General features: G+C 72.9%; 22 protein-coding genes and 1 pseudogene. 15 read left to right on the top strand and 8 right to left on the bottom strand.

The genetic code is table 11. The annotated features are described in order from the left end of the window. Window positions 1-53: 53 nt before the first annotated feature. Window positions 54-428, top strand: a pseudogene (locus ACIQWG_RS32210) (multicopper oxidase domain-containing protein); the annotation flags it as partial. Between the two features lie 28 nt (window positions 429-456). Here ACIQWG_RS32210 and ACIQWG_RS32205 read toward each other — a convergent pair. Beyond that, window positions 457-1,194, bottom strand: coding sequence for a hypothetical protein (locus ACIQWG_RS32205; protein ID WP_404102082.1), 738 nt, complete (start codon window positions 1,192-1,194; stop codon window positions 457-459). Window positions 1,195-1,288: 94 nt separating this feature from the next. Here ACIQWG_RS32205 and ACIQWG_RS32200 point away from each other — a divergent pair, with 94 nt between their 5' ends. The 5 genes from ACIQWG_RS32200 (at window position 1,289) to ACIQWG_RS32180 (ending at window position 5,815) form a co-directional block, all read left to right on the top strand. Further along, window positions 1,289-2,155, top strand: a complete 867-nt coding sequence (locus tag ACIQWG_RS32200; RefSeq protein WP_404102081.1) for a LysR family transcriptional regulator — start codon at window positions 1,289-1,291, stop codon at window positions 2,153-2,155. Window positions 2,156-2,296: 141 nt separating this feature from the next. Beyond that, a complete protein-coding gene (locus tag ACIQWG_RS32195; RefSeq protein WP_404102079.1) occupies window positions 2,297-2,872 on the top strand; it encodes a PDZ domain-containing protein in 576 nt (191 codons plus the stop codon). Window positions 2,873-2,941: 69 nt separating this feature from the next. Then, on the top strand, window positions 2,942-3,562 hold the full coding sequence (locus ACIQWG_RS32190; RefSeq protein WP_404102077.1) for a LysE family translocator: 621 nt from the start codon (window positions 2,942-2,944) through the stop codon (window positions 3,560-3,562). Between the two features lie 107 nt (window positions 3,563-3,669). Further along, window positions 3,670-4,797, top strand: coding sequence for an aminopeptidase P family protein (locus ACIQWG_RS32185; RefSeq protein ID WP_404102075.1), 1,128 nt, complete (start codon window positions 3,670-3,672; stop codon window positions 4,795-4,797). Between the two features lie 70 nt (window positions 4,798-4,867). Then, window positions 4,868-5,815 carry an aminoglycoside phosphotransferase family protein gene (locus tag ACIQWG_RS32180; protein WP_404102073.1) on the top strand — a complete coding sequence of 316 codons (948 nt, stop codon included), beginning with the start codon at window positions 4,868-4,870 and terminating at the stop codon, window positions 5,813-5,815. An 85-nt stretch (window positions 5,816-5,900) separates the two neighbouring features. Here ACIQWG_RS32180 and treZ read toward each other — a convergent pair whose 3' ends face one another. After that, window positions 5,901-7,646 carry a malto-oligosyltrehalose trehalohydrolase gene (treZ, locus tag ACIQWG_RS32175; protein ID WP_404102071.1) on the bottom strand — a complete coding sequence of 582 codons (1,746 nt, stop codon included), beginning with the start codon at window positions 7,644-7,646 and terminating at the stop codon, window positions 5,901-5,903. Between the two features lie 185 nt (window positions 7,647-7,831). Here treZ and ACIQWG_RS32170 point away from each other — a divergent pair, with 185 nt between their 5' ends. The 3 genes from ACIQWG_RS32170 (at window position 7,832) to ACIQWG_RS32160 (ending at window position 10,301) form a co-directional block, all read left to right on the top strand. Continuing rightward, a complete protein-coding gene (locus ACIQWG_RS32170) occupies window positions 7,832-8,383 on the top strand; it encodes a DUF1707 and FHA domain-containing protein (RefSeq protein WP_404102069.1) in 552 nt (183 codons plus the stop codon). 137 nt (window positions 8,384-8,520) lie between these two features. Then, window positions 8,521-9,891, top strand: a complete 1,371-nt coding sequence (locus ACIQWG_RS32165; protein ID WP_404102068.1) for a M14 family zinc carboxypeptidase — start codon at window positions 8,521-8,523, stop codon at window positions 9,889-9,891. Continuing rightward, on the top strand, window positions 9,888-10,301 hold the full coding sequence (locus ACIQWG_RS32160) for an SSI family serine proteinase inhibitor (protein WP_404102066.1): 414 nt from the start codon (window positions 9,888-9,890) through the stop codon (window positions 10,299-10,301). The genes ACIQWG_RS32165 and ACIQWG_RS32160 overlap by 4 nt, the downstream gene beginning before the upstream one ends. Before the next feature lie 84 nt (window positions 10,302-10,385). Here the strand turns inward: ACIQWG_RS32160 and ACIQWG_RS32155 are convergent, their stop codons facing one another. Further along, window positions 10,386-11,636, bottom strand: a complete 1,251-nt coding sequence (locus ACIQWG_RS32155; protein ID WP_404102065.1) for a M14 family zinc carboxypeptidase — start codon at window positions 11,634-11,636, stop codon at window positions 10,386-10,388. 336 nt (window positions 11,637-11,972) lie between these two features. After that, window positions 11,973-14,336, bottom strand: a complete 2,364-nt coding sequence (gene treY, locus ACIQWG_RS32150) for a malto-oligosyltrehalose synthase (protein ID WP_404102063.1) — start codon at window positions 14,334-14,336, stop codon at window positions 11,973-11,975. Window positions 14,337-14,417: 81 nt separating this feature from the next. On the opposite strand from treY, the gene ACIQWG_RS32145 reads away from it, so the two are divergent. Then, on the top strand, window positions 14,418-15,731 hold the full coding sequence (locus ACIQWG_RS32145) for an MFS transporter (protein WP_404102061.1): 1,314 nt from the start codon (window positions 14,418-14,420) through the stop codon (window positions 15,729-15,731). Here ACIQWG_RS32145 and glgX read toward each other — a convergent pair. Further along, window positions 15,728-17,845: a glycogen debranching protein GlgX gene (gene glgX / locus ACIQWG_RS32140; protein WP_404102060.1), complete on the bottom strand. Its 2,118-nt coding sequence runs from the start codon at window positions 17,843-17,845 to the stop codon at window positions 15,728-15,730. The genes ACIQWG_RS32145 and glgX overlap by 4 nt on opposite strands. A 192-nt stretch (window positions 17,846-18,037) precedes the next feature. On the opposite strand from glgX, the gene ACIQWG_RS32135 reads away from it, so the two are divergent. The 4 genes from ACIQWG_RS32135 to ACIQWG_RS32120 all read left to right on the top strand — a co-directional run bounded on the left by ACIQWG_RS32135 (window position 18,038) and on the right by ACIQWG_RS32120 (window position 22,462). Further along, window positions 18,038-18,853, top strand: a complete 816-nt coding sequence (locus tag ACIQWG_RS32135) for a Tat pathway signal sequence domain protein (protein ID WP_404102058.1) — start codon at window positions 18,038-18,040, stop codon at window positions 18,851-18,853. 85 nt (window positions 18,854-18,938) lie between these two features. After that, window positions 18,939-20,255 (top strand): copper amine oxidase, encoded by a 1,317-nt coding sequence (locus tag ACIQWG_RS32130; protein WP_404102056.1) that lies wholly within the window; start codon window positions 18,939-18,941, stop codon window positions 20,253-20,255. 102 nt (window positions 20,256-20,357) lie between these two features. Beyond that, window positions 20,358-21,596 carry an SAV2148 family HEPN domain-containing protein gene (locus ACIQWG_RS32125; RefSeq protein WP_404102054.1) on the top strand — a complete coding sequence of 413 codons (1,239 nt, stop codon included), beginning with the start codon at window positions 20,358-20,360 and terminating at the stop codon, window positions 21,594-21,596. A gap of 128 nt (window positions 21,597-21,724) precedes the next feature. Continuing rightward, entirely contained in the window at window positions 21,725-22,462 is a 738-nt protein-coding gene (locus ACIQWG_RS32120; RefSeq protein ID WP_404102052.1) for a 3'-5' exonuclease, read from the top strand. A 28-nt stretch (window positions 22,463-22,490) separates the two neighbouring features. Here ACIQWG_RS32120 and ACIQWG_RS32115 read toward each other — a convergent pair whose 3' ends face one another. Together ACIQWG_RS32115 and ACIQWG_RS32110 are read right to left on the bottom strand one after the other, a co-directional pair. Then, a complete protein-coding gene (locus tag ACIQWG_RS32115; RefSeq protein ID WP_404102050.1) occupies window positions 22,491-23,021 on the bottom strand; it encodes a YbaK/EbsC family protein in 531 nt (176 codons plus the stop codon). Further along, a complete protein-coding gene (locus tag ACIQWG_RS32110) occupies window positions 22,958-23,980 on the bottom strand; it encodes a DMT family transporter (protein WP_404102048.1) in 1,023 nt (340 codons plus the stop codon). Before ACIQWG_RS32110 ends, ACIQWG_RS32115 begins: the two co-directional genes overlap by 64 nt. Window positions 23,981-24,075: 95 nt before the next feature. On the opposite strand from ACIQWG_RS32110, the gene ACIQWG_RS32105 reads away from it, so the two are divergent. Beyond that, on the top strand, window positions 24,076-24,999 hold the full coding sequence (locus ACIQWG_RS32105) for a LysR family transcriptional regulator (protein WP_404102047.1): 924 nt from the start codon (window positions 24,076-24,078) through the stop codon (window positions 24,997-24,999). A gap of 70 nt (window positions 25,000-25,069) precedes the next feature. Here the strand turns inward: ACIQWG_RS32105 and ACIQWG_RS32100 are convergent, their stop codons facing one another. Beyond that, entirely contained in the window at window positions 25,070-25,933 is an 864-nt protein-coding gene (locus ACIQWG_RS32100; RefSeq protein WP_404102046.1) for a phosphotransferase enzyme family protein, read from the bottom strand. Window positions 25,934-25,994 lie beyond the last annotated feature (61 nt).

Below are 25,994 nucleotides of genomic sequence, written 5' to 3'. Positions count from 1 at the left end.
CCGTCCCTCCCGTCCTGCGCCCGGCCTCCGACGACGTACTGCGCGAGACCGAGATCGCGCCGATCGTGCATCCCATGCACATCCACCTGGCCGACTTCCAGTTGCTCGGCCGGGACGCCTACGACGTCTCCGGCTTCGACCCCGCGATCGGCGGCACCCGCACCCCCGTGCGTCACGACGCCGGCACGACGATCCCGCTGGCGCCGAACGAGCGTGGGTACAAGGACGTCTTCCGGGTGCCCGGGAACCAGATGCTGCGTGTGATGGGCAAGTTCGACGGTGCGTACGGCCGGTTCATGTACCACTGCCACCTGCTCGAACACGAGGACATGGGCATGATGCGGCCCTTCGTCGTCATGCCCGCGCAGGCCCTGAAGTTCGACCACGGCGGTGGTCACGGCGGCCATGGGGAGGGGCACACGGGCTGACGAGCGCGCGCGTGGCGGGATCCACGCGTCACACGCGCGTGACGGGGTTCCGTGCGGCCGCGTGCTCGACCGCGGCTCGCGCCAGCGCCCGGACGACCGGGTGCGGGCGTGAGCCGTCGCCCGACAGCTCGGGCTGGAAGAGCGTGGCCAGGAAGAAGGGATGGCCGGGCAGTTCGGCGATCCGCACATGACCGTCCTCGTCGTGCCCGGTGAAGCGCAGTCCGCGGGCACGCAGGGTGTCGAGGTGACGCGAGGGGCCGTACGCGCAGAAGTACCGCTCGACCGTGCGCTCCGAGCCGATGACGGCGTGGGCGAGTGAACCGGGCTCGATCCGCACCACCGCCTCGTGCCCGACCAGCGAGCAGGCGAGGGGTTCGATGAGGAAGTCGTCGGCGTCGGGGTCGGTCTCGGCGTGGGCGACGCGGCTCAGGCCGCACACCTGACGCGCGTACTCCAGGAGCGCGTGCTGGAAGCCGCCGCAAGTGCCGAGGAACGGGATGCCCGCCTCGCGCGCGGTGCGGATCGCCGACAGCACACCCGCCTCACTGCGGTACGGGCTGCCCGGCAGCACCCACACGGCGTCGAAGCCGCGCACCGCGTCGTCGGCCTCGGCGTCCCGTGAGGGGATCCAGTAGGCGTCGAGGACGAGCCGGTCGCGTTCGGCGAGGGCGTCCAGCAGGAGCGGCACGCGAGTGTGCGAGGCGACGTTGGGGGAGCGGTCCCCGACCAGGGCGAGCCTGGCCGTCCGAGCGGCGATATGCGTCATGGGCTCATCCTGGGCGCGGCCCCGAGTTCACGTCCAACGATGATTTCTGCACACTCGATAAGCGCCACTGATGCCCTGCGGGATGCTGTCGCCCATGGACCCGCACCTGCTGCGCACCTACGTCACCGTCGCGCGTCTCGCCTCGTTCTCCGAGGCCGCACGCGAACTGGGCTACACCCAGTCCGCGGTCTCCCAGCACATCGCCGCGCTCGAACAGGACCTGGGCGCACCCCTGCTCACCCGCCGCCCGGTGCTGCCCACGGCGGCCGGCGAGCGGCTCCTCGAACACGCGGGCCCCCTGCTGCTGCGCCTGGAGGCGGCCCGAGCGGACGTCGTACGGGTCGCCGCCGCACCCGACCACGGGCTGACTCTCGCGACCGCGCCGACCGCCCTCGGCCCCCATGTCCTCGCCGCGCTCCCGGCATCCGGCGTGACGCTGCGCGTGCTGCCCCGCGAAGAGGTCCCCGCCGCTGTCGCCACCGGCACGGCGGACCTCGGCCTCGTCGACGGACTGGCCGCCCCCAGCGACCCGCTGCGGCTGCCCGACGTGGCACCGCTCACCACCCACGGTGTCGCGGAGGAGCCGGTCTGCGTCCTGCTGCCCGACACCCACCCGCTCGCGAGGCGCACCGGTCTGCGCCTCGCCGACCTGGCGGACGCCCGCTGGCTCGACGCCCCCGACACAGGCCTGCCACTCGCCCAGTTGCGCGCCGCGAACGGCGGCCACGGCTTCCGCCCCGCCCTGCGCTACGACGGCACCGACATACGCGCGCTCACCGCCCTCGCGGGCGCCGGGCACGGCCTGACCCTGCTGCCCTGCTCGGCGGCCACCGGCGTGGCCGGCACGGTCGCCGTACCGGTCGAGCAACCGCGTGTCGTGCACCGTACGGAACTGGTGTGCGCCGGGGCGCCCCAGGGAGCGGCGGCGACCGTCGCGAGGGCGCTGGCCGAGCGGCGGTGAGGCGGACCGCGCACCCCGCCCCACGTGGTGGTCCTCGGCCCGACGGCTATGACTTCCCGTTCCTGACCACCGGTCAGTCTCACTCGTTCGTGGCTCGTTGTGCGCCGGTGCGCGGGGTAGTCACCAGCCGGAGGCGATCCGATGGAACAGACCGCGTTGCGACCCAAGCCCATGCCTGGTCAGGGGCCGGGTGACGAAGCCACGACCGGCCCCGGAGCACGGCGCCCGCACGCCGCGCCCCGGCGCCGCGGCCGACGGCTCACCACCCTGTTGTGCGCCCTGCTGGCCGGGCTGGTCCTGATCCTCACCGGAGTCGGACTCGGCACGCTCGGCGCCACGGTGATCGGCATGAGCCGACTCGCCGAACTGCAACGGCAGATGGCACCGGGCGGCCCCCCGAAGCCGGCGCCCTCGACGGCCCCCGCCCCGACCGCCTCGCCGTCCCCCGCCGTCGCCGCCACCCTCGGCGTGGAGGCCGTGGACGCCGACAAGAGAGGGGCCCTGGTCGTCGGCGTCCATGTGCCCGGCCCGGGGTACACGGCCGGTCTGGTCCGCGGCGACGTACTGCTCGCGTTCGGCAGGACCCGTATCGACTCCGCCGCCGACCTCGCACGAGCCGTCGCCGGGTCCCGTCCGGGCGACGAGGTCACCCTGACGGTGCGCCATCGCGGCGGCGGCCACCAGCAGCTGACGGTGGTGCCGGGCGTCGTCACCTGAGCGCCCCGCGGCTCGGGAAGTCAGCGAAAACCACTCGTCACGTCGCGCCCGGGGGGCCACCATGACCCCATGCCGACCACCCTCCTCGCGTTCCTAGGGGCCTGCACCCTCGTCGCCGCCTCACCCGGCCCGAGCACCGTGCTGATCATCAAGCAGTCCCTGCACAGCAGACGCTCCGGCTTCCTGACCGTCCTCGGCAACGAGACCGGCGTCTTCATCTGGGGAGTCGTCGCGGCGTTCGGCCTGACCGCGCTGCTGACGGCCTCGGAGATGGCGTACGACGTGACCCGCTTCGTCGGCGCCGCCGTGCTGATCGGCTTCGGCATCCAGGCCCTGCGCCAGGCACGACGTGCCAAGAGCGCCGAGCCGGGTGCGTGGGAGCCCACCGTGAGGAGCGGCTGGGCCTCCTACCGCGCCGGGCTGCTGCTCAACCTCGCCAACCCCAAGGCGGCCGTGTTCGCCATGTCCTTCCTGCCGCAGTTCGTACCGCGCGGCGCCCCGCACCTCCCGGCCATGCTGGGCCTCGCCGCGCTCTGGGCGGTCTACGAGGTCGGCTACTACGGCCTGTACGTCTGGTTCGTCGGCCGGCTCAGGTCCGTGCTGTCCCGCGCGGGCGTGCGCCGGCGCCTGGAGCAGGTGTCCGGAGGCGTGCTGCTGCTCCTCGGCGTCCGTATGGCGCTGGAAGGCTGAGCCGTGACGGAGCGGCCGTTCGAAAGACCCGCCGACCGGCTCGCGCCGCCCTCCCGGTCCGGGCAGGATGCTGCCCGTAGCCCCTTCACGCGCCCAGGGAGGCCCGGATGACCGGCACCGCACCCGCGCCCTTCACCGCCGACGACTACCGGGCCCGTATGGAGCGCGCCGCGCGGACCGCCGCCGACGCGGGCCTGGCCGGACTCCTGGTGGCGCCCGGCCCGGACCTGGTCTGGCTCACCGGCTACGCGCCCACCGCCGAGACCGAGCGGCTCACCCTGCTGGTCCTCGTCCCCGGCCGGGACCCCGTCCTCGTCGTCCCCGCGCTGGAAGCCCCCGACGCCGCGAAGGCCACCGGCGCGCCCGGCCTGACCCTGCGCGACTGGACCGACGGCAAGGACCCCTACGCCGCCACCGCCGCCCTCCTCGGCTCGAGCGGCCGGTTCGGCATCAGTGACAACGCCTGGGCGATGCACCTGCTGGCATTGCAGCGGGCGCTGCCCGGCACCTCGTACGCCTCCCTCACCGACGCCCTGCCGATGCTGCGCGCCGTCAAGGACGCGGCCGAGCTGGAGCTGCTGGCTGCCGCGGGTGCGGCCGCCGACGCGACGTTCGAGGAGATCCGGAAGGTTCCCTTCGGCGGCCGTCGCGAGTCCGAGGTCGCCGCCGACCTCGCCCATCTGCTGCGCCGCTTCGGTCACTCCCAGGTCGACTTCACCATCGTCGCCTCCGGCCCCAACGGCGCCAATCCGCATCACGAGGTCGGTGACCGCGTGATCGAACAGGGCGACATGGTCGTCCTGGACTTCGGCGGCCTCAAGGACGGCTACGGCTCCGACACCTCCCGCACGGTCCACGTCGGCGAACCCACCGACGAGGAACGCCGGGTCCACGACCTGGTGCGCGAGGCCCAGGAGGCGGGATTCCGCGCGGTACGGCCCGGCGTGGCGTGCCAGGAGGTCGACCGGGCCGCCCGCGCGGTCATCGCGGACGCCGGGTACGGCGAGCGCTTCATCCACCGCACCGGTCACGGCATCGGCGTCACCACGCACGAGCCGCCGTACATGATCGAGGGCGAGGAGCAGGCCCTCGTGCCCGGCATGTGCTTCTCCGTGGAGCCCGGCGTCTATCTGCCCGGCCGCTTCGGTGTGCGGATCGAGGACATCGTGACCGTCACCGAGGACGGCGGGCGGCGCCTGAACGACACCACCCGCGAGCTGGTCATGGTCGACTGACCGCCGACCGACCCGGCGCGAGGAGCCCCGCGGACCCCGACACAGACCCCCGAGCGACAACGGCGCGACCATGACACAGGCACCGACACCCACCGCGGACACCGTCCGCCGACTGGTCCGTTCCCTGCTCAAGGACGGCGGGGCCGAATCGGCCGGACCCGACGTACGGCCCGCCGCCCCGGGCGCCGAACCCGCCACCTGGTGGGTCGGCACCCGCCATGTGCTGCGCCTCGCCCCCGACCGTGCGGCCGCCGCCCGCCAGCGCCGCGAGCTGCGACTGCGCGACCTCGTCCGCACGCATGTCCCGGTCGCCCTGCCGACGAGCGTGGCGTTCGGCGAGTGGGCGCCGGGGCTGACCTACACCCTGGACACCAAGGTGCCCGGCGGATCGGGCGCGCGGCACGACATCTCCGCCGTCGGCGAGGCCGACCTGGCCGCACTGCTCACCGGGCTGCGGGAGGTCCCGGTACGGCAGGCCGAGACCCTCGGTGTGCCGCGCGCCGCGCCACGCTCCCTGGAGGCCCTGCGCCGCGCCGCCGAAGCCGCCGCCGCCCGCCTCGCGGACGCGGACGAGTTCGACGCCGCCCGGCTGCGCCAGCTCACCCAGCCCGCCGCCGTGCAGCTCGCGGCGCAGCCCACCGCCGCCGTCCTCGTCCACCACGGCCTCACCCCCGACCACCTCGTCGTCAGCGCCGACGGCCGGGTGCGCGGCGTCCTCGGCTGGGCCGACACCGCGCTCGGCGACCCCGCCGAGGACATCGCCGGCCTCGCCCGCGCCGTCGGCTCCCCGGCCGCCGTCCGCGCCGCCACCCTCGCCGGTTACGGCGCCCGCCCGTGCCTGCGCGGCCTCTGGCTCGCCCGCTGCGACGCCCTCCTCCACCTCGCGGACCGCCTCGACGGCAAGAGCGACACGCCGCCGCCCACGCTGAGAGCACAGCTCCGCCACGCGTGGGAGGCGATCCTGCTGGAGCGCGTGACAGAGCTCCGGGACGAGGAAGAGGACCAGGAGCTCCACTAGGTGGTCTGTGACTGTCCCTGTCCGCCCCGGGCCGTCCGGCACGCAGGCGCGCCGCGTCGCCGAAGCGCCCGCCCGGTTCACCGGCTCACCCCTGCAACAGCACCACACCCGACTCCCCGGGCACGTGAAGCACCCCGTCCGCCCCCGGCGCCGCCACGGGCTCCCACGCCGCCAGTACGGCCGCCTGGCGCGGCCCCAGCGGGATGGCCGCGGGTTCCTTGGCGAGGTTGACGGCCACCCGGACGTCACCGCGGCGGAAGGCCAGCCAGCGCTGCTGCTCGTCGTAGGCCACCTTGGTGTCCGCGAGGTCCGGATCGGTGAGGTCGGGGTGCTCGTGCCGCAGGGCGATGAGGCGGTGATACCACGCGAGCACGCGCGCGTGGGGCTCGCCGTCGAGCTCGGACCAGTCGAGGCAGGAGCGGTCCCGGGTCGCCGGGTCCTGCGGGTCGGGCACGTCCTCCTCGGCCCAGCCGTGCGCCGCGAACTCCCGCCGCCTGCCCCGCCGTACCGCCTCGGCGAGCTCCGGGTCGGTGTGGTCGGTGAAGAACTGCCAGGGCGTACTCGCGGCCCACTCCTCGCCCATGAACAGCATCGGCGTGAAGGGCGCGGTCAGCGTCAGCGTGGCCGCGCAGGCCAGCAGGCCGGGGGAGAGGACGGCGGCGAGCCGGTCGCCCTGCGCGCGGTTGCCGACCTGGTCGTGGGTCTGGCTGTAGCCCAGGAGGCGGTGCGCCGCCACGCGCGTACGGTCCAGGGGGCGCCCGTGGCTTCGGCCCCGGAAGCTGGAGTACGTGCCGTCGTGGAAGTAGCCGCCGGTGAGGGTCTTGGCCAGGCCCGCCAAGGGTGCCCGTGCGAAGTCGGCGTAGTAGCCCTGGGACTCGCCGGTCAGCGCGGTGTGCAGGGTGTGGTGGAAGTCGTCGTTCCACTGCGCGTGCAGACCGAGGCCGCCCTCCTCGCGCGCGGCGATGAACCGCGGGTCGTTCAGGTCCGACTCCGCGATCAGCGACAGCGGCCGGCCCAGGTCGGCGGCGAGGGCGTCGACGGCCGTCGACAGCTGCTCCAGGAAGTGGCACGCGCGCGTGTCCACCAGAGCGTGCACCGCGTCCAGGCGCAGCCCGTCGAGGCGGTAGTCCCGCAGCCAGGCCAGCGAGCTCTCCACGAGGAACGCCCGCACCTCGTCCGAACCGGGCGCGTCCAGGTTGACGGCGGCACCCCAGGGCGTCTGATGGGTGTCCGTGAGGTAGGGACCGAAGGCCGGCAGATAGTTGCCGGAGGGGCCGAAGTGGTTGTGCACGACATCGAGGACCACGCCCAGGCCCAGTCCGTGCGCCCGGTCGACGAAGCGTTTCAGCGCCTCGGGGCCGCCGTACGGCTCGTGCACGGCCCACAGCGAGACGCCCTCGTACCCCCAGCCGTGCCGCCCGGGGAAGGGGTTCACGGGCATCAACTCGACGTGGGTGACGCCCAGTTCGGCGAGATGCCCGAGCCGCTCGGCGGCCGCGTCCAGGGTGCCCTCAGGCGTGTACGTGCCCACGTGCAGCTCGTACAGCACCGCACCGGGCAGGGGCCGGCCCGCCCACTCCGTACGCCACTCGTGGCCCGCGTGGTCGACCACCGCGCTCAGCCCGTCCGGGCCGTCCGGTTGCCGGCGCGAGCGCGGATCGGGCAGCACCGGGCCGTCGTCCAGGGCGAATCCGTACCGGGTGCCGTCCCGCGCCTCCGCCTCCCCCCACCACCATCCCGCGCGATCGGGATCGCGCTCCAACGCGCGCGTGGCGCCCTCGCAATGGAGCGTCACACGGTCGGCCTGCGGTGCCCACACCTCGAACTGCACGGACGGTTCCCCTTCGTCTGCTCACCGTGATGTAGCCCGTCCATGGTGCTCCAAACGAGATCAATGCGCTTTTGAATCTTCCCTTTTGCGGCAGGTGTCGCCAGGAGTTCCGTCGATCACGTGCGCATGGTGGCCGTTCGGCCGTTTTCTGGACACCCGGGAGCCACTGACCGACAATCAGCACCGTGACGTCGTCCTTCGAGTTCAACACGTACCCCGCGCGGCTCTCCGACGCGGAGCGCGACCAGGCGCTGAAGGTGCTCCGTGACGGCGTCGCCATGGGCCGGCTGTCGCACGACACGTTCGTACGCCGCATGGAACTCGCCCTCGCCGCCCGCCGCGCGGACGAGCTCGCCGTCCTCACCGCCGACCTGCCCTCCGAGAGCCGGCTGTCGCGGGTGGTCTTCGGCACCGTCGAGGCGGTCTCCGGCTTCACCGTGCGGCTGCGCAGGGCCTGGCAGGCCGAGCGGCTGCCCAAGCTGCTGCTGCCGCACCGCGCGTCCGGTCATCCGCTGCGGATAGGCCGTGACCCCGCCAACGGGCTGCGGCTGACCCACGAGACGGTGTCCCGGGTGCACGCCGAACTCAGCCACCAGGCCGGTCTGTGGATCCTGCGCGACCTCGGCTCCACCAACGGCACCACGGTGAACGGCCGACGCGTCATCGGCGCCGTCGTGGTCCGCGAGGGCGACCAGGTCGGCTTCGGCCGGATGTCCTTCCGGCTCGCCACGCACTGAGCCGAACCCCGGTTCCGGCCCTGGCCCCCCTTGATGGCCGGTGCAAGTCCCTTTGCCTTTCGTGGTGTTGACGTACTGGTCAACTCGTGACTGACTGTGCGTACACCATGCACACCAGGTGAACCGACGGCACCACATTGTGGAGGTGTGCCCTGCCGCCACTCCTCCGCTACCCGACCGTCGACGAGCTGGGCGCACGGGCTGCCGCGCTCGTCGCCCGCCGCCCCCGCGAGGCCCGACTGCGCCGTGTCGGGACGTCCCGCGCGGGCACCCCGCTGTGGCTGCTGTCCATCGGTCACGGCAGCCGGCAGGCCCTCGTCGTGGCCGGCCCGCACGCCAACGAGCCGGTGGGCGGCGGCACCGTGCTGCGGCTGGCCGAACGGGTGCTCGCCGACCCGAGGCTGCACGAGGGCGCCGACGCCACCTGGAACCTGCTGCTGTGCCTCGACCCGGACGGACTGCGCCGCAACGAGGGCTGGCTGCGCGGCCCGTACGCCCTCGGCGGCTACTTCCGGAACTTCTTCCGGCCCGGCTTCCTGGAACAGCCCGAATGGCTGCCCGACGGGGCGGACGCCGCCACGCTGCCCGAGACCTGCACCCTGCTCGAACTCCAGGACGAGCTGCGGCCCTTTCTCCAGTGCTCCCTGCACGGCGTCGACGTCGGCGGCGGCTTCGTCGAGCTGACCCACGACCTGCCCGGCCTCGCCCAGCGCGTCGCGCACTGCGCCGCCCGCCTCGGCATCCCGCGCGAACTGGGCCCCTACGACACCCTGTACTGGCCGGAACTGGGCCCCGCCGTCTACCGGATCCCCAGGCCGCGCAGGGGTGACCTGGCCGCCGCCATCACGGAGGCGGCCGTCGAGTCGACCTGGTTCCATCCGCACCGGCACGGCACGGTCACGGCGGTCGTCGAGGCCCCCATGTGGGGTGTGGCGGCCGTGGAGGACCCCGCTCCGCATGTTGATGAGGAAACGGTCCTGCGCAGGGTGAGCCACACCCTGCGCCACGACGCCCGCCTGCTGGAACGGCTGCTGGAACGCCTGCGGCCACATCTTCCCGCCGGACCGGAGACGGCCCGGCTGCTCGCCCCGGTCGACGACTATTTACTGGTCTGCCCAGGGCTCGCCGACACCTGGGACCCCGAGGTCGAGGACCGGGTCGGCGCCCACCCCCTCCCGCCGCTGAGCACCGCCCACCTGGCCGCCCTGCGGATCGCCGGACGGCGCCTCGCCCTGCGCACCGCGGGACTGCTGCACCAACTGGTGACCGCCGCGGGACGCGATCCGGCCGGGGTGCTGCCGGAGCTGGACCGGCGCATCGACGAGTGGTGCGACGACTACCGCGACGGCTGCGGGGCCCGCTGGATACCGGTCGCGCGCCAGGTCGAGTACCAGGCCCGGGTGGTGCTCGCCGCGTTCGAACTCGCCGGACGGCACGCGCCCGCCTGCTCCCGTTCGGGTGAGTCGGGGTGGAATGCCGGGGCCGCCGTGCCGATACACCGGGAATGACGCGACGTAGCACTGCGGTACGAGGCGGCCTGCTCGCGGTGGCCGCCGCCCTCGCCCTCGGCGTGACCACGCCCCCGGCGACGGCACAGGACTCCGACTCCGGCAACTGGCTCTTCGTCACGGTCACCCGCGGCGACGGCGACCGCTCCGAGGCGCCCGGCAGACTGCTGCTGTGCGACCCGCCGATGGGCCACAAGAAGGCGGCCGAGGCCTGCGCGGACCTCGACCGGGTGGGCGGCGACATCACGCGGCTCCGACGGAAGGACGCCTACTGCCCGATGATCTACGCGCCGGTGACCGCCCACGCGCGCGGGGAGTGGAACGGACACCCGGTCGAGTACCGGGAGACGTTCTCGAACGGCTGCGGGATGGCGGCACGGACAGGAGCGGTGTTCGCGCTCGACGGCTGATGCCGACCGGCAACGGTTCACCGCACGGCGCCGCACGCGCGCGTGGCCGCCCGCGGCCTCACGCGCGCCTGCGGCGGCCCGGGCTCAGGCCGCCCGGTCGCGCGCGTGCAGCGCCGCCGCGACGACCGTGCGGGACTGGTGCTCGATCTGGTGCTCCAAGGGCACCCAGCGGGCGCGGAAGCGTTCGGCGAACGCGTCGCTCCAGGTCGCCACGAGCTGTTCGAGGCGCTGGGCCCCGAGGTCCTCGGTCTCCCGCAGGACGCGCAGCAGCATCGCCGCCGCCCGCAGCGGCAGCCGGCGCCCGAAGGCGTCCACGCTCCCGACGTAGGCCATGGTGTTGTCGGCGGGCGGCGTGTGCGTCCAGTCGGCGGCCAGCCCCGGCACCAGCTCCAGCGCCCACTTCGCGGCCCGCAGCAGCGGCCCGTCGACGCCGTCCAGCCGGGGCAGCGCCTCGGTGAGCACCCGGTCGACCTCCCGGCCGTCCCGCAGCAGCCTGGCCCCCAGCCCGCGCAACGCCCGGGCCGGGTCCGGATGCGGCGCCGGATCGTCCACCAGGTCGCTCGCCCACATCGGCACCTCCACGACCGCGGTCAGCCCGCCGTACCGGTGCACGTGGTACCAGGTGCTGCTGCGCGCGTCGTCCGGCATGCTCGGATACGCCGCTCCCGCACCCGGCGCCGGCATCACATGCACCCCGGGTCCGGCCGCGGGCCAGCCCGCCGCGTCCGAGGCGCCGGTCTCCACCGGTATGTGCAGCTCGGCCGCGGACTTCGCGAACGGTTCGGCGAGCCCGGGGACGTCCTTGGTCAACTGCACCCAGCTGCCGCCCAGATCGGTGCCGTGCAGGGTCACCTGGAGGTAGGGCCGCAGTTCGTCGATGACCCGGGTCAGCACGCGCGTCTCGGGCGGCAGACGGTCCGCCGGCAACGTGGCCGGAGCCCACTCGGGCTGCTCCGGAGCGGCGGGCCGGAAGAAGCCGCGGTGGTAGTCGAGCAGGCTGCGGGGCGCCGGAGTGACATGCAGACTCGCCCCGTCGGGGTCCACGCAGAGCAGGAAGTGCCAGGAGATGTCGGCCCGCAACTCCCGCTCGCGCAGAACCCTTTCGGCGACCGCGAGAAGCGCGGGGCCGCCCGTGGGTTCGTTGGCGTGCGCGCCCGCGACCACCAGGACGGCCCGTCGCGCCTGGCCGATGGAGAGCAGGTGCAGGGGTCTGCCCGCCCGGGAGGACCCCACCTGTCTCAGTGTGCACAGTCCGGGTCGGTGAGCCGCCAGCGCACGGGCGGACAGCACCAGTTCGGCAAGGGTGGGGTAGCGCAGCTCCGGCAGAAGACTCACCCCCGTCTCGTCCGCCCCGGATTCGCAATCCGCAGTACCCCATGGTCTCGTTGAGGTGTCAAGGACTTGGCGGGGGAGGCTCCCGGGGGCGCCCGGTTGCGTTCACGCCGAGGGGCGCGGCGGTGGGCGCCACCGGGAGAGCCGGGTCCGTCCCGCCCGGGATACCGCACGCCGTTGTCCTGCCCCGACGGACCCCGGGACACCGGGGCGCGGAGGGAATCCCGCCGCTCGCCACCACGCGCCGGCCGTCGGGCCCGCGCCCCGGGAGCGCGCGCGGGCCCGAGCCGGTCGTGCGGGTGACGGGACGGCGTGCGACAGCGCCGCGAGCGCGCCCGCTCAGCCCGCCTCTTCCTCGCCGACCCGTTCCAGCAACGCCACCGGCAGCCGGGCGAACAGGTCCTCCACGCGCGCCTTCCCGGTGAACTCCCGCTCCGGGTCCAGCACATCCGCCCACCGTCCCGGCGGCAGCGGCAGCACAGTCTCGCGCCAGCCGCCCGACCGCACCAGCCGCAGCGACAGCCGCGTCACGGCGGTCAGCACCTCCCCGGACCGCACGAAAGCCGCGCAGTGGGCGCCCGCCGGCCCCTCGGCGGTCAAGGGCGCGTACGACGCCGAGTCGCCGAACACCTCGGGACGCCGCCTGCGCAGCCGAAGCGCCGCCGCCGTCACCGCGCCCTTCTCACCCGGGTCCGGGTGCGGGTAGTCCACGGCACGGCGGTTGTCCGGGTCCACCAGCGCCCGGTACTCGGCCTCCGTGCCCTGATAGACGTCCGGCACGCCCGGCATCGTCAGCTGGGTCAGGGCCATGCCCAGCACGTTGGCCCGGACGTGCGGCTCCAGACCGCTCCGGAAGGCCGTCACACGCCCGCCGGACGCCCCGCACGGCCCCCCGGCGACGAACGCCGCCACCGCCTCCTCGTACGGCGGCTCCTGCTCGGTCCAGCTCGTGAACAGCCCGGCCTCGCGGACATGCTTCAGCAGCGCCCCCTCAACGCGCTCCACATCCGCCTCGCCCAGCCCGAACACCGTCTGCCAGGCGGCCCACGCGAGTTGCGCGTCCGGTACGCCCTCGCCGTCGAGGGTCACCTGGGTCAGGACGTCGGCCCAGAGCTCCGGGCACTCGGTCAGCACGGCCAGCGCGGCCCGTACATCGGCACTGCGCTTGGTGTCGTGGGTCGACGTGACCGTCCCGGTCACCGGCCAGTCGCGCTGCACGCGCGCGCAGTACGCGTGGAACTCGTCCGGCGTGATCGCGGGGCTCCCCGGATTCCCGCCGACCTCGGTCGCCGACAGCAGCGGCACATAGCGGTAGAACGCCGTGTCCTCCACGGACTTGGCCCGCAGTGCCGACGCGGTCTGCGCGAACCGGGTCCGGAACTCCACATGGTCCGGCCCGTCCCCGGCCCGCCCGAGCACCAGCTCACGCACGACGTCGACCGCGCCGGCCTCCTCGGGCACCACGAAGGCGAGCCGGGCCTGGGCGGCGGCCTCCTCGGTGACCACCAGGGCCGCGTCACCGGAGGCGTACGGCCGGTAGACCTCCAGCCGGACGAGGAGTTCCTCCAGCGCCGTGCGCAGCGCCCAGGGCGCCCGGTCGCGCAGCGCGGGCTCCGCCGACGTGGCGCACACGCGGTTCGCGACCCGCGTCAACCGGTCGACCTCCGCGACCAGCTCGTGCGTGAGGACCTTGTACGCCGCCCGCCGCACCGTCGCCTCCCAGTCGCCGCCCCGGTCCGTCTGGGGGGCCGCGAACCGGCGGTACTGGCCGAGGAGTTCACCGAAGCCGGCCGGGTCGGTGAAGAGGCCGTCGACGTGCCGCAGGGCGTCGTAGCCGGTGGTGCCGGCGACGGGCCAGGAGGCCGGCAGCCGCTCCCCGTCCGACAGGATCTTCTCCACGACCGTCCAGCGCCCGCCGGTCGCCTCGTGCAGGCGCTGGAGATAGCCGTCGGGGTCGGCGAGGCCGTCGGGATGGTCGACGCGCAGACCGTCGATCACGCCCTCGTGGAGCAGCTGGAGGATCTTCGCGTGCGTGGCCTCGAACACCTCCGGGTCCTCCACCCGCACCCCGATGAGCTCCGAGATGCTGAAGAACCGCCGGTAGTTGAGCTCCGTACGGGCCAGCCGCCACCACGCGAGGCGGTACCACTGGGCGTCCAGCAGCTGCGGCAGCGGCAGTTCCCCGGTGCCCTCGCGCAGCGGGAACACATGGTCGTAGTAGCGCAGCACGTCGCCGTCGACCTCCAGGTCGCCGAGCGTCTCGCCGAGCGGCTGCCCCAGCACCGGCAGCAGCACCTGGCCGCCCTGCGCCTCCCAGTCGATGTCGAACCAGCGCGCGTACGGCGACTTGGGGCCCTCGCGCAGCACTTCCCACAGGGCCCGGTTGTGGCGCGGGGCCATGGCCATGTGGTTCGGCACGATGTCGACGACGAGTCCGAGACCGTGCTCGCGCGCGGTGCGCGCCAGCGCGCGCAGCCCTTCCTCGCCGCCGAGTTCCTCGCGCACGCGCGCGTGGTCGACGACGTCGTAGCCGTGCCCCGATCCGGGGACGGCCTCCAGGACGGGGGACAGATGCAGGTGCGAGACGCCGAGCGAGGCCAGGTACGGCACGGCCGCCGCGGCGGCCCCGAACGGGAACGCGGGCTGCACTTGGAGTCGGTAGGTGGCGGTCGGCACCATCGGGTCGGGTCGCTCAGGTGTCATGGAAACCTACGTACCCGCCTCGGCGCGCTTCGTGTCATCGTCCCCTCCACGTGGGCCCACGCGCGTGCCTAACGTCGAGCGATGACGAAGCCGGGGGAGGACGGGGAGACCATGGCACGAGGCGGCGCGTCGGCGACCTACCGCGAGGTCATCGGTCTGACCGGGCCGCTGCTGCCCGTGATGTCGTTCCTGGCCCGGCTGCCGACCGCCACCATCCAGTTCGGCAGTGTGCTGCTGATCGCGCGGACCAGCGGCTCCCTCGCGGCCGCCGGGCTGACCGGCGGCGCGCTCGCCCTCGGGCAGGTGGCCTGCGGTCCGCTGGTGGGCCGGCTCGCCGACCGGCACGGCCAGCGGGCGGTCGTCCTCGTCTTCGCCCTCGCCAACGCCCTCGCGGTGGCCGCCCTGGTCGCCGGGGCGCTCGCGGGACTGCCGACGCCGGCGCTGGTGGTGCTCGGGGCGGCGGCCGGCGCCACCGTGCCGCAGATCGGACCCATGGCCCGGGCACGGCTGGTCGCGCTGGCCCGCCGGACCGGAGCCCGCGAGAGCACCGTGGGCGCCGCGCTCTCCTTCGAGAGCACCCTGGACGAGATCTCCTTCGTCCTCGGGCCGGCCCTGGTCGGCCTGGCCGCGGTGACGGCGCATCCGGCGTACGCGCTGGGCGGCGCGGCGGTGCTGGTCGGCCTGTGCGGCACCGGGTTCGCGCTGCACCGGACGGCCGACGTGGAACGGCCCCGGGCCCTGCGCACGCCGTCGGAGCGAGGAACCGGTCCCGCCGCGCCTCGCATCCCCCGCGCCATTCACCCCCTGCGAGCCGCGCTCGCCCTCCAGGGCGCCATGTTCGGTGCCTGTCAGGCCGGTATCACCGCGCTGACCGAGCGGCTCGGACAGCCGGAGCAGGCGGGGCTCGTCTACGCCGCCATGGGCGTGATGAGCGCCGTCGCGGGGTTCTCCATGGCCGTCGTGCCGAGCCGCGTCGGGCTGAGCGCGCGGTGGCGGGCGGCCACCGGGGCCGCGTTCGCGCTGTCCCTGCCCCTGCTGTGGACCGACGGCCTTCCCGCTCTCTACGTCACCGTCACGGTCCTCGGCGTGGCCTACGCCCCGCACCTGATCACGGTGTTCGGGCTCACCGAGCGCGTGGTACCGCCCGCGCGGCTCGCCGAGGCGATGACGGTGGCGACGAGCGCGCTGGTCGGCGGGCAGGCGCTGGCCGTCGCCGGAGCCGGGCGCCTCGCCGAGTCGTACGGCCCCGCGGCGGCCTTCGGGGTGGCGAGCCTCGCCGCGGCGCTCGCGTGGCTGATCGCGCTGGCGGTGCGCCCGGCGTCGTACACCGGACGGACCGCCGGAAGCGAACGCCACGCGCGCGTGCCGGAGCGACCACCGAGCCCGTCCGGCTAGACCGGCCGCTGAAGCACCGTCATGCTCCGGTCCACCAGCGTCAGCCGGTCTCCGCCCGTCACCTTCTGTCCCTCGCCGCGCAGCACGCCGTCCGCGCCGGCGGTGTCGACCACGACCTGCCACTGCCGGCCGTGGTTGACCGGCACGACGAAGTCCAGCGTGCTGGGCGAGGCGTTGAACATCAGCAGGAACGAGTCGTCGCCGATCCGCTCCCCGCGCGCGCCCGGTTCGGAGATCGCGTTGCCGTTGAGGAACACCGTCAGCGCCGAGGCGGGCGCCGAGTCCCAGTCCTGCTGGGTCATCTCCTGGCCCTCCGGGGTGAACCAGGAGATGTCCGACAGCTCGTCGTGGGTGCCCGCCACGGGCCGCCCGTGGAAGAAGCGGCGCCTGCGGAAGACGGGATGGTCCTTGCGCAGCCACACCATCGCGCGCGCGAACGCGTGCAGCCCGCCCTCGTCCTCGTCGGCGTCCGGCCAGTTCACCCAGGCGAGTTCGTTGTCCTGGCAGTACGCGTTGTTGTTGCCGCGCTGGGTGCGGGCGAACTCGTCGCCGTGGCTGATCATCGGCACGCCCTGGGACAGCATCAGCGTGGCGACGAAGTTGCGCATCTGGCGGGCGCGCAGCTCCAGGACGTCCGCGTCGTCGGTCTCGCCCTCCGCCCCGCAGTTCCAGGACCGGTTGTGGCTCTCGCCGTCGCGGTTGTCCTCGCCGTTGGCATGGTTGTGCTTGTCGTTGTACGCGACGAGGTCGTGCAGGGTGAAACCGTCGTGGCAGGTGACGAAGTTGATGGAGGCCAGCGGGCGCCGGCCGTCGTCCTGGTAGAGGTCGGACGATCCGGTCAGCCGGGACGCGAACTCCGCCAGCGCTTGCGGCTCGCCCCGCCACAGGTCCCGCACGGTGTCGCGGTACTTGCCGTTCCACTCGGTCCACAGCGGCGGGAAGTTGCCCACCTGGTAGCCGCCCTCGCCCACGTCCCACGGCTCGGCGATCAGCTTCACCTGGGAGACCACCGGGTCCTGCTGCACCAGGTCGAAGAACGACGACAGCCGGTCCACCTCGTGGAACTGGCGGGCCAGCGTGGCCGCCAGGTCGAAGCGGAAGCCGTCGACGTGCATCTCGGTGACCCAGTACCGCAGCGAGTCCATGATCAGCTGGAGGACGTGCGGGGACCGCATGAGCAGCGAGTTGCCGGTCCCGGTGGTGTCCATGTAGTAGCGCGGGTCGTCGGTCAGACGGTAGTACTGCGGGTTGTCCAGGCCCTTGAAGGACAGGGTGGGGCCCAGGTGGTTGCCCTCGGCGGTGTGGTTGTAGACCACGTCGAGGATGACCTCGATGCCCGCCTCGTGCAGCGCCCGCACCGCCGACTTGAACTCCAGCACCTGCTGGCCGCGGTCGCCCCAGGAGGCGTACGCGTTGTGCGGGGCGAAGAAGCCGATCGTGTTGTAGCCCCAGTAGTTGTTCAGGCCCATGTCGACCAGCCGGTGGTCGTTGACGAACTGGTGCACCGGCATCAGCTCCAGTGCCGTCACACCCAGCTCGGTGAGGTGCTCGATGAGCGCCGGGTGCGCGAGGGCGGCGTAGGTGCCGCGCAGCTCCTCGGGCAGCCCCGGGTGCCGCATCGTCAGGCCCTTCACATGGGCCTCGTAGATCACCGTGTGGTGGTACTCGGTGCGCGGCCGCCGGTCGTCGCCCCAGTCGAAGTAGGGGTTGACCACGACCGACGACATCGTGTGCGGTGCCGAGTCGAGGTCGTTGCGCCGGTCGGGTTCGCCGAAGTGGTAGCCGTACACCTCCTCGCCCCAGCCGATCGAACCGCTGATCGCCTTCGCGTACGGGTCCAGCAGCAGCTTCGCGGAGTTGCAGCGCAGCCCGCGCTCGGGGGCGTACGGGCCGTGCACCCGGAAGCCGTACCGCTGTCCCGGCATGACGCCCGGCACATACGCGTGCCGCACGAAGGCGTCGCTCTCGCGCAGTTCCACCGCCGTCTCCGAGCCGTCGTCGTGCAGCAGACACAGCTCTACTCGGTCCGCGGCCTCCGTGAAGACCGCGAAATTCGTGCCGGCGCCGTCGTACGTGGCACCGAGTGGATATGCCTCTCCAGGCCAGACCTGCATGGACACGACTCTTTCAGCTCGGGCACGCCGTCGGGGACGCCTTGACGTCGAGTCTCCCCGAAAGTGATGGAACCACCTATGACTTACGTCCCTCTTACCGGTCGACCAGTGCAGAAGACAGGTATGCCGACAAGCGCGTACCAGTGGGGCCGACACGTACTCCCGGGGACCTACGGGGAGTAGGGGGAAGATGTGCGCAAGATAGTGCACCGCCACCTGGGCAAGGTGGTGGCAGGTGCGGCGATCGCGGTGGCCGGAACGGCCGTGATGGTCGGAATCACCCTGCCGGGGACGGCGGGGGCCGACGAATCGGGAGAGGACGGCAGCGGCCGGTCCGCCCAGCAGGCGGCCCAGGGGCAGGGGGCCGCGGCGGCGCCGCCCGGCGTCGTCGAGCAGGCGCCCGACGAGGGCGACCGGGGCACCGGCAACGACCCGCTGACCGACGACGAGCTGGAGCGGGCCGCGAAGCTCGCGGCGAGCCCGCAGATGCGCAGCGCCGCCGAGGACGTCGACGGCGACCGCGGCCCGCAGCGCGTCGGCGTCGACCTCGCCGAGCCGGAGTCCGGCGAGCAGGCCAGGGCCGACGCCCCGCGCCGCGCCGAGGTGACGTTCTACGACTACAAGGCCGACACGCTCGTCACCAGGACGGTCAACCTCGACACCGGCAAGGTGGAGCAGACCACCACCGAGCGCGGCGTCCAGCCGCCGCTGAGCCGGGACGAGTACGCCGAGGCGGCGAAGATCCTGATCGCCGACCCGCTCGGCGCCGGCATGAAGGCCGACTTCAAGGACGCCACCGGCAAGGAACTCACCTCCCCGGACCAGCTGCTGCTCAACGGCGCCGTGTACCGGGCCGCCCCGGGCGCCCAGCCGGCCGTACTCGACAAGTGCGGGGACCACCGCTGTGTGCGCCTGTTCCCGAAGGTCAAGAACGGGCCCTGGATCGACGCCCGGTCCTTCGTGGTCGACCTGAGCGCCCGCAAGGTCGCCAAGCTCGACATGGGCTGAGCCGCAGTCGGTTCAGTTTTCCAACCCGCACTCCACGCAACCGCACCTCACGTACTTGCACCTCCTGTAAGGGAGTCACTTCTTCATGCGCGTGAACAGAATGAGCCGTGCCCGCAAGGGCGCAGCCCTGGGCCTGTCCGTGGCCGCGCTGGCCGCCGGCGCGACGACCGGCGCCGGGCCCGCCTCCGCCCAGCCGAAGAACGCCCCGGCGCCCGCCGCCGATTGCAGCGCCGCCTACCGCATCGAGCAGAAGCTCACCGGCGGCACGACCTGGCGGATGTGCTGGCGCTACGACGGCAAGGCCGGACTCGTCCTGGAGAACATCTCCTACCAGCCCAAGGGCGAGACCAAGCCGATCAAGGTCCTCAACAGCGCCCGGCTCGGCCAGATCCACGTCCCGTACGACGACGGAAGCGTCGAGTACGACGACCTGACGGGCTTCGGCTTCGCCCAGGGCCTGATGAACCTGGCGCCCGGCGAGTGCCCCGGCGGCACCATCAAGACCGTCAAGGTGCCGGAGGCCTGGGACCCGCAGAACCAGAACGTCAAGGGCCTGTGCACCACCACCCGCGCGCGTGGGCACGCCTACCGCATGCAGGGCGACAGCGCCGACAAGGTCTACCAGGCGCAGAGCAAGGACCTGCTCGTCTACTCGGTCAACCAGGTCGGCTGGTACGAGTACATGACCGAGTGGCGCTTCCAGGACGACGGCACGGTCACGATGAACGTCGGCGCGACCGGCAGCCTGTCGTACGACGACTACGACGCCGGCGACGGCCGCGGCTGGCCCATCGGCAAGGGCGACCGGGCCAAGGCCACCAGCCACAGCCACAACGTCTTCTGGCGCCTCGACTTCGGTCTGGACGGCTCCACCAAGAACCGTGTCGAGCAGTACGACTCGACGGTGACCGCGCCCGCCGCCGGTGACCGGGCCCCGAAGACCAAGACCACGGTCACCAAGGTCGGCAAGGAGCTCGCGGGCGACGCCAAGGCCTACCGCTGGTGGCGCATGGTGAGCGCGACCGGCAAGAACAAGGACGGCCACGCCCGCTCGTACGAGATCGTCCCCGGCGCCACCACGAAGTACCCGGGCCGCAGCTTCACCAAGCACGACGTGTACTTCACCGAGTACGACAAGTGCGAGAAGTTCGCCTCGAACAACCCCGGTTGCGGCAACGGCCACCCCAAGAACGTCGACAAGTGGGTCGGCGGCCAGGCACTCAAGCACCCGATCACCTGGATGAACGTGGGCTTCCACCACATCGCCCGGGACGAGGACCAGCAGCCCATGCCGGTCCACTGGCAGGGATTCTCCATCGTCCCGCGTGATGTGACGGCTATGAATCCGCTCACTCCGGGCGAGCTCGCCTGGCAGAACGGACACTGGCAGCCGCGCAGTTGAGAAACGACGTGTCCATCCGGCTGCACCGCCCACCGCTCCCGGAGTACCCTTCCTTGATCGTTGGGACGGGGAGTGCTCGGGGGAGCGGAAGGCGGTGCGCGGGTGGGCTCGGGAGGGCTGGAGTTGCCCCCTGGTGACGAGGGTCACGAGGGGAACTCCACAGAGGTCCCGCCCGGCACGGTGTCCCTGGCACGGCCGATGGAGACGAACTCCATCGGCCCGGAGCTGGACTGGGACACCGACGCCTGGCGCGAGGTGCGTACGCGCGCCCAAAGAGCCGGCCGGGCCTACATCTGGCTGAACCTCGTCGAACAACGGCTGCGCGCGGTCGTGGCCGCCGTGCTGCGCCCCATCTACGAACCCGTCCACGGCGACGAATGGGTGGTCGCGGCGGCCGGCCCGGCAGGCCAGGAGTGGGTGCAGCGCGCGGTCGCGGTACGCGAAGTCAGCCGCCGCAAGGGATACTTGCTCGACCCTGCAGACGACAACGTCCTCAGCTTCCTGACGCTGCCCCAGCTGCGCGAGCTGATGGTGCAGCACTGGCCGTGCTTCGAGCCGTACGTCGACGACCGCAGAGACGTCGAACTCGCGCTGGACGAGCTCGAGGTGAGCCGGAACGTCGTCTCGCGCAACCGCGCCCTGTCCGAGGCCGTCCTCAACCAGGCGGAACGGGCCTCCGCGCGCCTGCTGGAGATCCTCGGCACGGCCGGTGACGTGCCCTCCGCGCGCCGGCTGCCCATCGACGCCGTGGAGGACCTGGTCGGCGACCGGTACGCCGATGTGGTCGCCGTGCACCCCGACCGGGTGCGGCTGCTGCGGCAGTTCCCGGCGGAGGACATCTTCGGCGGCGCCCGGCGGCTCGACGCCATCGGCATCGGCCTCAACCTGCTGGTGCAGAACTTCTCCGGCCGGCGCCTGGTGCGGCTCGCCGAGTCCGGGTGCCGGGTGCGGCTGCTGTTCCTGAACCCGGCCTCCAGCGCGGTCAAGCGACGCGAACGCGAACTCGGCATCAAGCGGGGCGAGCTGAGCCGCGCGGTCGAGATGAACATCCTGCACATGCGCCGGGTGCGGGCCCGGCTGCGTGACCCCGACGCCTTCGAGATCCAGGTCTTCGACGACACGCCCCGCTTCACGGCGTATCTGGTGGACGGCGACGGCGCGGACGGCGTCGCGGTCGTGCAGACCTATCTGCGGCGGATGCGGGGTCTGGAGGCGCCGGTCCTGGTGCTCCGCAACGGCAGCAAGATGGTCAAGTCGGACGAGATCGACGAAGGTGGACTCTTCCCCACCTATCGCGAGGAGTTCGAGCTGATGTGGGCGGATTCGCGACCGGTGTCCTGAACCGTCCGGCAGGAGGGCCCGGCCCGCCTGTGCCCGCCGCCAAGCGGAATGCGGTCCTCTGATTGTCAGTGGCCCATGGGAAGGTGGAGACCACTGGGGGAACGCACCACAAGAAAGGGGGACCGCCCATGGGCTGGCACCGTGAGCTGCTGATCGGCTTCGACCTGGAGACGACGGGCACCGATCCGCGCGAGGCGCGCATCGTGACGGGGGCCGTGATCGAGGTCGGGGACGGGCAGCCCATAGGGCGCAAGGAGTGGCTGGCGGATCCGGGCGTGGAGATCCCGCCGGACGCGGTCGCGGTCCACGGGATCAGCAACGAGCGCGCGGCCGCCGAGGGCCGCCCGGCCGACCGGGTGGCGGACGCCATCGCGGACGTCCTCGTCACCTACTGGAAGACAGGCGTGCCGGTCGTCGCCTACAACGCCGCCTTCGACCTGAGCCTGCTCTCCGCCGAACTGCGGCGTCACGGACTGGCGTCCCTGCGCGACCGTCTGGGCGGCGCGGACCCCGCTCCGGTCATCGACCCGTACACCATCGACCGCTGGGCCGACCGCTACCGCCGGGGCAAGCGCAACCTCGAAGCGGTCTGCCGGGAGTACGGCATCGCTCTCGACTCGGCGCACGACGCGTCCGCCGACGCCCTCGCCGCGGCCCGGCTGGCCCGTGCGATAGCCCACCGCCACCCCAAGATCGCGGGCCTCGGCCCGGCGGAGCTGCATCGCCGTCAGATCGAGTGGCATGCCGAGCTGGCGGCGGACTTCCAGAACTTCCTGCGCCGCAAGGGCGACGCCACGGCGGTGGTCGACGGGACGTGGCCGCTCAGGGAACCGGCGGAGGAGACGGTGCCGGGAGAGACGGTCTGAGGTCCGGCGACGGAGGCCGAGCCCGGAGTCACACCTGTGCCGGTGCCGCGATGCGCTCGATCCGCGGCTTCGCCAGCCGCTCGTAGTCCGCGCCGGACAGGAGCAGCGAGCGGTCGAGCCGGGCGGCGTTGAAGTACAGCCTCGGCCGGGCCACGACGTCCGGATCGGCGACGACCTCAAGTCCGGGATCGAAGCTGAACGGCAGGACCGTACCGGGGACGGCCCGGGCCAGCCGCTCGGCGGTCTCCGCGTCGCTGAAGCCGACATAGCGCGCGTCGAACAGCGCCCGGACGGCGTCCAGGTCGACCCGCCGGTCCCCGGGCACGACCGCGAGGACGTGGCGTGTGGTGCGGCGGTCCACCTTGACCCGCAGCACAAGGCACTTCGCGGCCTCGGAGGCCGGGTGGCCGCGCAGGGCGCTGACGGCCTCGGTACTGCCCTCGGGCTCGTGGTCGATGAGGCGGTGGTCGACGCGGGAGGACTCGAGCAGGGAGATCAGCCGCTCGTAAGTGTCGTAGGCGCTGTGGGCGCGGTGGCCGCCGTCGGTGTGCTCGGGCATACGGAGTCCTTGCTGAGGGTGGGGGCGTGGGCGTTGGCGTGAGTCTGGGTGTCGGCCGAGGGGCGTGCGGGTTGCGGTGCGCCGCGATGGGTCCGCTCCACCGCCTGGCCCCAGTACGTTCCGGCGACCATCAGCGCCGCCCCGAGGAAGGTGAGCGGTGTGAGGTGCTCGCCGCCGAGGGCCACGCCCACCGCGACGGCCCACACCGGCTCGGTGCCCAGCAGCAGGCTGGCGCGGCTCGCGGAGGTGCGTTGCACGGCCCAGGTCTGGGCGAGGAAGGCGAACACGCTACAGAACAGGGCGAGATAGAGGAGCTGGGCCCAGGTCGCCGGGTCCGCGCGGACCAGCGCCGGCAGGTCGTGAGCCGCGACGGGCAGGAACAGGGCCGTGCCGACGAGCGTCTGCACGGTCGTCAGGTGGGCGGGCCGGACCGCCCGTCCCGAGGTGAAGCGGCCCACGAGGGCGACATGCACGGCCCGGATCAGCGCGGCGCCGAGCATCAGCAGATCGCCGAGCCGGGGTGAGTGGAAGCCGTTGCCGGACATCAGCAGTCCGACGGCCAGGACGCACACCGCGGTCGCGGCGAAGAAGGCGGGAGGAAGGGTGCCACGACGGCCGCCGCGGTCGAGGAGCGGGGTGAGGACGATGGTCAGGCTGATGATGAGGCCGGCGTTCGCGGCGCTGGTGTGGGCGACGCCGTACGTCTCCACGATCAGGACAGCGGCCTGGGTCACCCCGAGGGGAACACCGGCCCGCAGCTCTTCACGCGTCCACCGCCGCTGCCCGCGCCGCTGGGAGGCGAGCAGACCGAGGCAGGTGACGGCCGACAGGGCGTAGCGGGCGAACAGCACGAGCAGGACGGGGAGCGCGGCCGTGGCTGTCTGGGCGGACAGATAGCTGGAACCCCAGACGAGCGCGACAAGGAGGAGTACCGCATCGGTACGGCGGACGTCGGACACCCGCCCACCGTGCACCGCAGCCGTCCCTGAAGCCCAGTACCACTTTCTAAAACGATCATTTAGCGTGACTACATCGTCTTCCCTACACTGAGGCGATGGACGAACGGCAGCTGCGGATCCTCCGGGAGCTCGGCGAACTGGGCAGTGTCACGGCGGTCGCCGAGGCGCTGCTCGTGACGCCGTCGGCGATCTCCCAGCAGTTGCGGCTGCTCCAGCGCGCGATGCCGGTGCCGCTCACCGAGCGCCAGGGCCGGCGGCTGGTGCTCACCGACGCGGGGCAGGCGCTGGCGGGTGCGGCGGTGCAGGTGGAGACGGCGCTGGCACGGGCACGGCACACGGTGGAGGAGTTCGTCGGGCGGCCGGACGGGGAGGTGTCGGTGGCGGCGTTCCACAGCGCGGGCGCCGCGTTCTTCCCTTTGCTGGTCCGCGCACTGGCCGGCCCGGGCCATCCGGTGCCGAGGCTGGCCGACGAGGATGTGCCGCAGGAGGACTTCCCCCGGCTCACCCGGGAGTACGACATCGTCCTGGCCCACCGGCTCGACCACGCCCCGCCATGGCCGCAGACGGTGGCCGCGACGACGCTGCTGCGTGAGCCACTGGACGTGGCGATGCCCGCGGACCATCCCTTGGCCGCGAAGCGCCGGGTCACCCCAGGAGACGTGGCCGACGAACCGTGGATCACCGTGCACGACGGCTTCCCGGTCCTGGCGGTCATCGAGGCCATCGCCGCGGCGGCGGGCCGTCGCCCCCATCTGGCGCACCGCATCAACGAGTTCGCGGTGGTCGCGGAGGTCGTGGCCGCCGGGGGCGGTATCGCCCTGATGCCACGCCTGACGATGCGCCCGCATCCGGCGCTGGTGCTGAGACCGCTGAGCGGCGTGCAGGCGAGAAGGCACATCGACGCCCTCTATCGCCCCGAGCGGACGGCGAGAGCGGCGTTCCGCACGGTCCTGACCGAACTGCGCCACGCCGCGCGCACGATCCAGGACAGGGAATCCGACGGCACCGCGTCGTCGTAGACGGGTGTGGGGGAGAAGGGCCGTATGACGTACGGCCGGGGCCCCGGTGCCGGCGTCTGAGGTCAACCCCTCAGAACGGATACCACCGCACCGTCTCGTCCGCCTCCCGCAGCGACGCCACCCGTCGCCCGAACTCCGCCAGCGCCTTCGGGTTGCTCGGCGCATGCTGAGCGACCCACGCACAGCTGGCCGTCTCCCGGGCCCCCCGCAGCACCGGACACCCCTCCCACTCCCGCACATCCCAGCCGTACTTCTCGACGAACGACTCATAGGCCGCCGCGGGCAGCCCGTACCGGTCCCGCGACAGCGCCATCACCACCAGGTCGTGCTCCCGCAGATCGAAGGAGAAGGTCTCCAGATCGACCAGCACCGGCCCCGCCACCCCCACATGCACATTGCGCGGCAACGCGTCCCCGTGGATCGGCCCCGGCGTCAGGCGCGGAGTCAGCCCCGCCGCGGCCGTGGCGAACCCGTCCCGTCGCTGCCGCAGATACGCCGCGTCCGCCGGGTCGATCGCATCGCCCGCCAGCCGCAGCCACCGCTCCACACCGCCCAGCAACTCACGGGGCGGCAGCTCGAAGGGGGGTGCCGGCAGGGCGTGCACGAGCCGCAGCAGTTCGGCCAAATCCCGTGGCTCGGCGGGCCGTAGCGCTTCGGGCAGCCGGTGCCACACGGTCACCGGGTGCCCCTCCACCAGCCGCGCCTTCGGCTCGGCCGCCCGCACCGCCGGCACGCCCGCTTCGGCCAGCCACACGGCGATGTCGAGTTCGCGCCGCGCCCGGTCGAACAACTCCGCGTCCCTGCCCACCTTGACGACCAGGTCACCGGCGGCGAACACCGCGTTCTCGCCCAGGGCGAGCAGTCGCGCGTCCCGCGCCGGCCCGGGCAGTACGTCCGCCGTGGCCAGTACGTCCCGGGCCCGTGCCTCGTCCATCGTCCGCCTCCGTGTGGTCGTACGCCTGCGTGAACGGCGTCGGATTCCCGCCATCGCCGCT

Origin of the sequence: Streptomyces sp. NPDC098781 (assembly GCF_044759995.1) — a bacterium.
GTDB lineage: Bacteria > Actinomycetota > Actinomycetes > Streptomycetales > Streptomycetaceae > Streptomyces.
The sequence above is the reverse complement of the archived record's forward strand: the minus strand, read 5'-3'. Positions and strand labels throughout refer to the sequence as shown.

Excerpts from the sequence above, each read along its gene's own strand:
- ACIQWG_RS32205 (WP_404102082.1), bottom strand. The coding sequence starts at position 1,194 with ATGACGCATATCGCCGCTCGGACGGCCAGGCTCGCCCTGGTCGGGGAC.
- ACIQWG_RS32200 (WP_404102081.1), top strand. The coding sequence starts at position 1,289 with ATGGACCCGCACCTGCTGCGCACCTACGTCACCGTCGCGCGTCTCGCC.
- ACIQWG_RS32195 (WP_404102079.1), top strand. The coding sequence starts at position 2,297 with ATGGAACAGACCGCGTTGCGACCCAAGCCCATGCCTGGTCAGGGGCCG.
- ACIQWG_RS32190 (WP_404102077.1), top strand. The coding sequence starts at position 2,942 with ATGCCGACCACCCTCCTCGCGTTCCTAGGGGCCTGCACCCTCGTCGCC.
- ACIQWG_RS32185 (WP_404102075.1), top strand. The coding sequence starts at position 3,670 with ATGACCGGCACCGCACCCGCGCCCTTCACCGCCGACGACTACCGGGCC.
- ACIQWG_RS32180 (WP_404102073.1), top strand. The coding sequence starts at position 4,868 with ATGACACAGGCACCGACACCCACCGCGGACACCGTCCGCCGACTGGTC.
- ACIQWG_RS32160 (WP_404102066.1), top strand. The coding sequence starts at position 9,888 with ATGACGCGACGTAGCACTGCGGTACGAGGCGGCCTGCTCGCGGTGGCC.
- treY (WP_404102063.1), bottom strand. The coding sequence starts at position 14,336 with ATGACACCTGAGCGACCCGACCCGATGGTGCCGACCGCCACCTACCGA.
- ACIQWG_RS32145 (WP_404102061.1), top strand. The coding sequence starts at position 14,418 with ATGACGAAGCCGGGGGAGGACGGGGAGACCATGGCACGAGGCGGCGCG.
- glgX (WP_404102060.1), bottom strand. The coding sequence starts at position 17,845 with ATGCAGGTCTGGCCTGGAGAGGCATATCCACTCGGTGCCACGTACGAC.
- ACIQWG_RS32130 (WP_404102056.1), top strand. The coding sequence starts at position 18,939 with ATGCGCGTGAACAGAATGAGCCGTGCCCGCAAGGGCGCAGCCCTGGGC.
- ACIQWG_RS32120 (WP_404102052.1), top strand. The coding sequence starts at position 21,725 with ATGGGCTGGCACCGTGAGCTGCTGATCGGCTTCGACCTGGAGACGACG.
- ACIQWG_RS32115 (WP_404102050.1), bottom strand. The coding sequence starts at position 23,021 with ATGCCCGAGCACACCGACGGCGGCCACCGCGCCCACAGCGCCTACGAC.
- ACIQWG_RS32105 (WP_404102047.1), top strand. The coding sequence starts at position 24,076 with ATGGACGAACGGCAGCTGCGGATCCTCCGGGAGCTCGGCGAACTGGGC.
- ACIQWG_RS32100 (WP_404102046.1), bottom strand. The coding sequence starts at position 25,933 with ATGGACGAGGCACGGGCCCGGGACGTACTGGCCACGGCGGACGTACTG.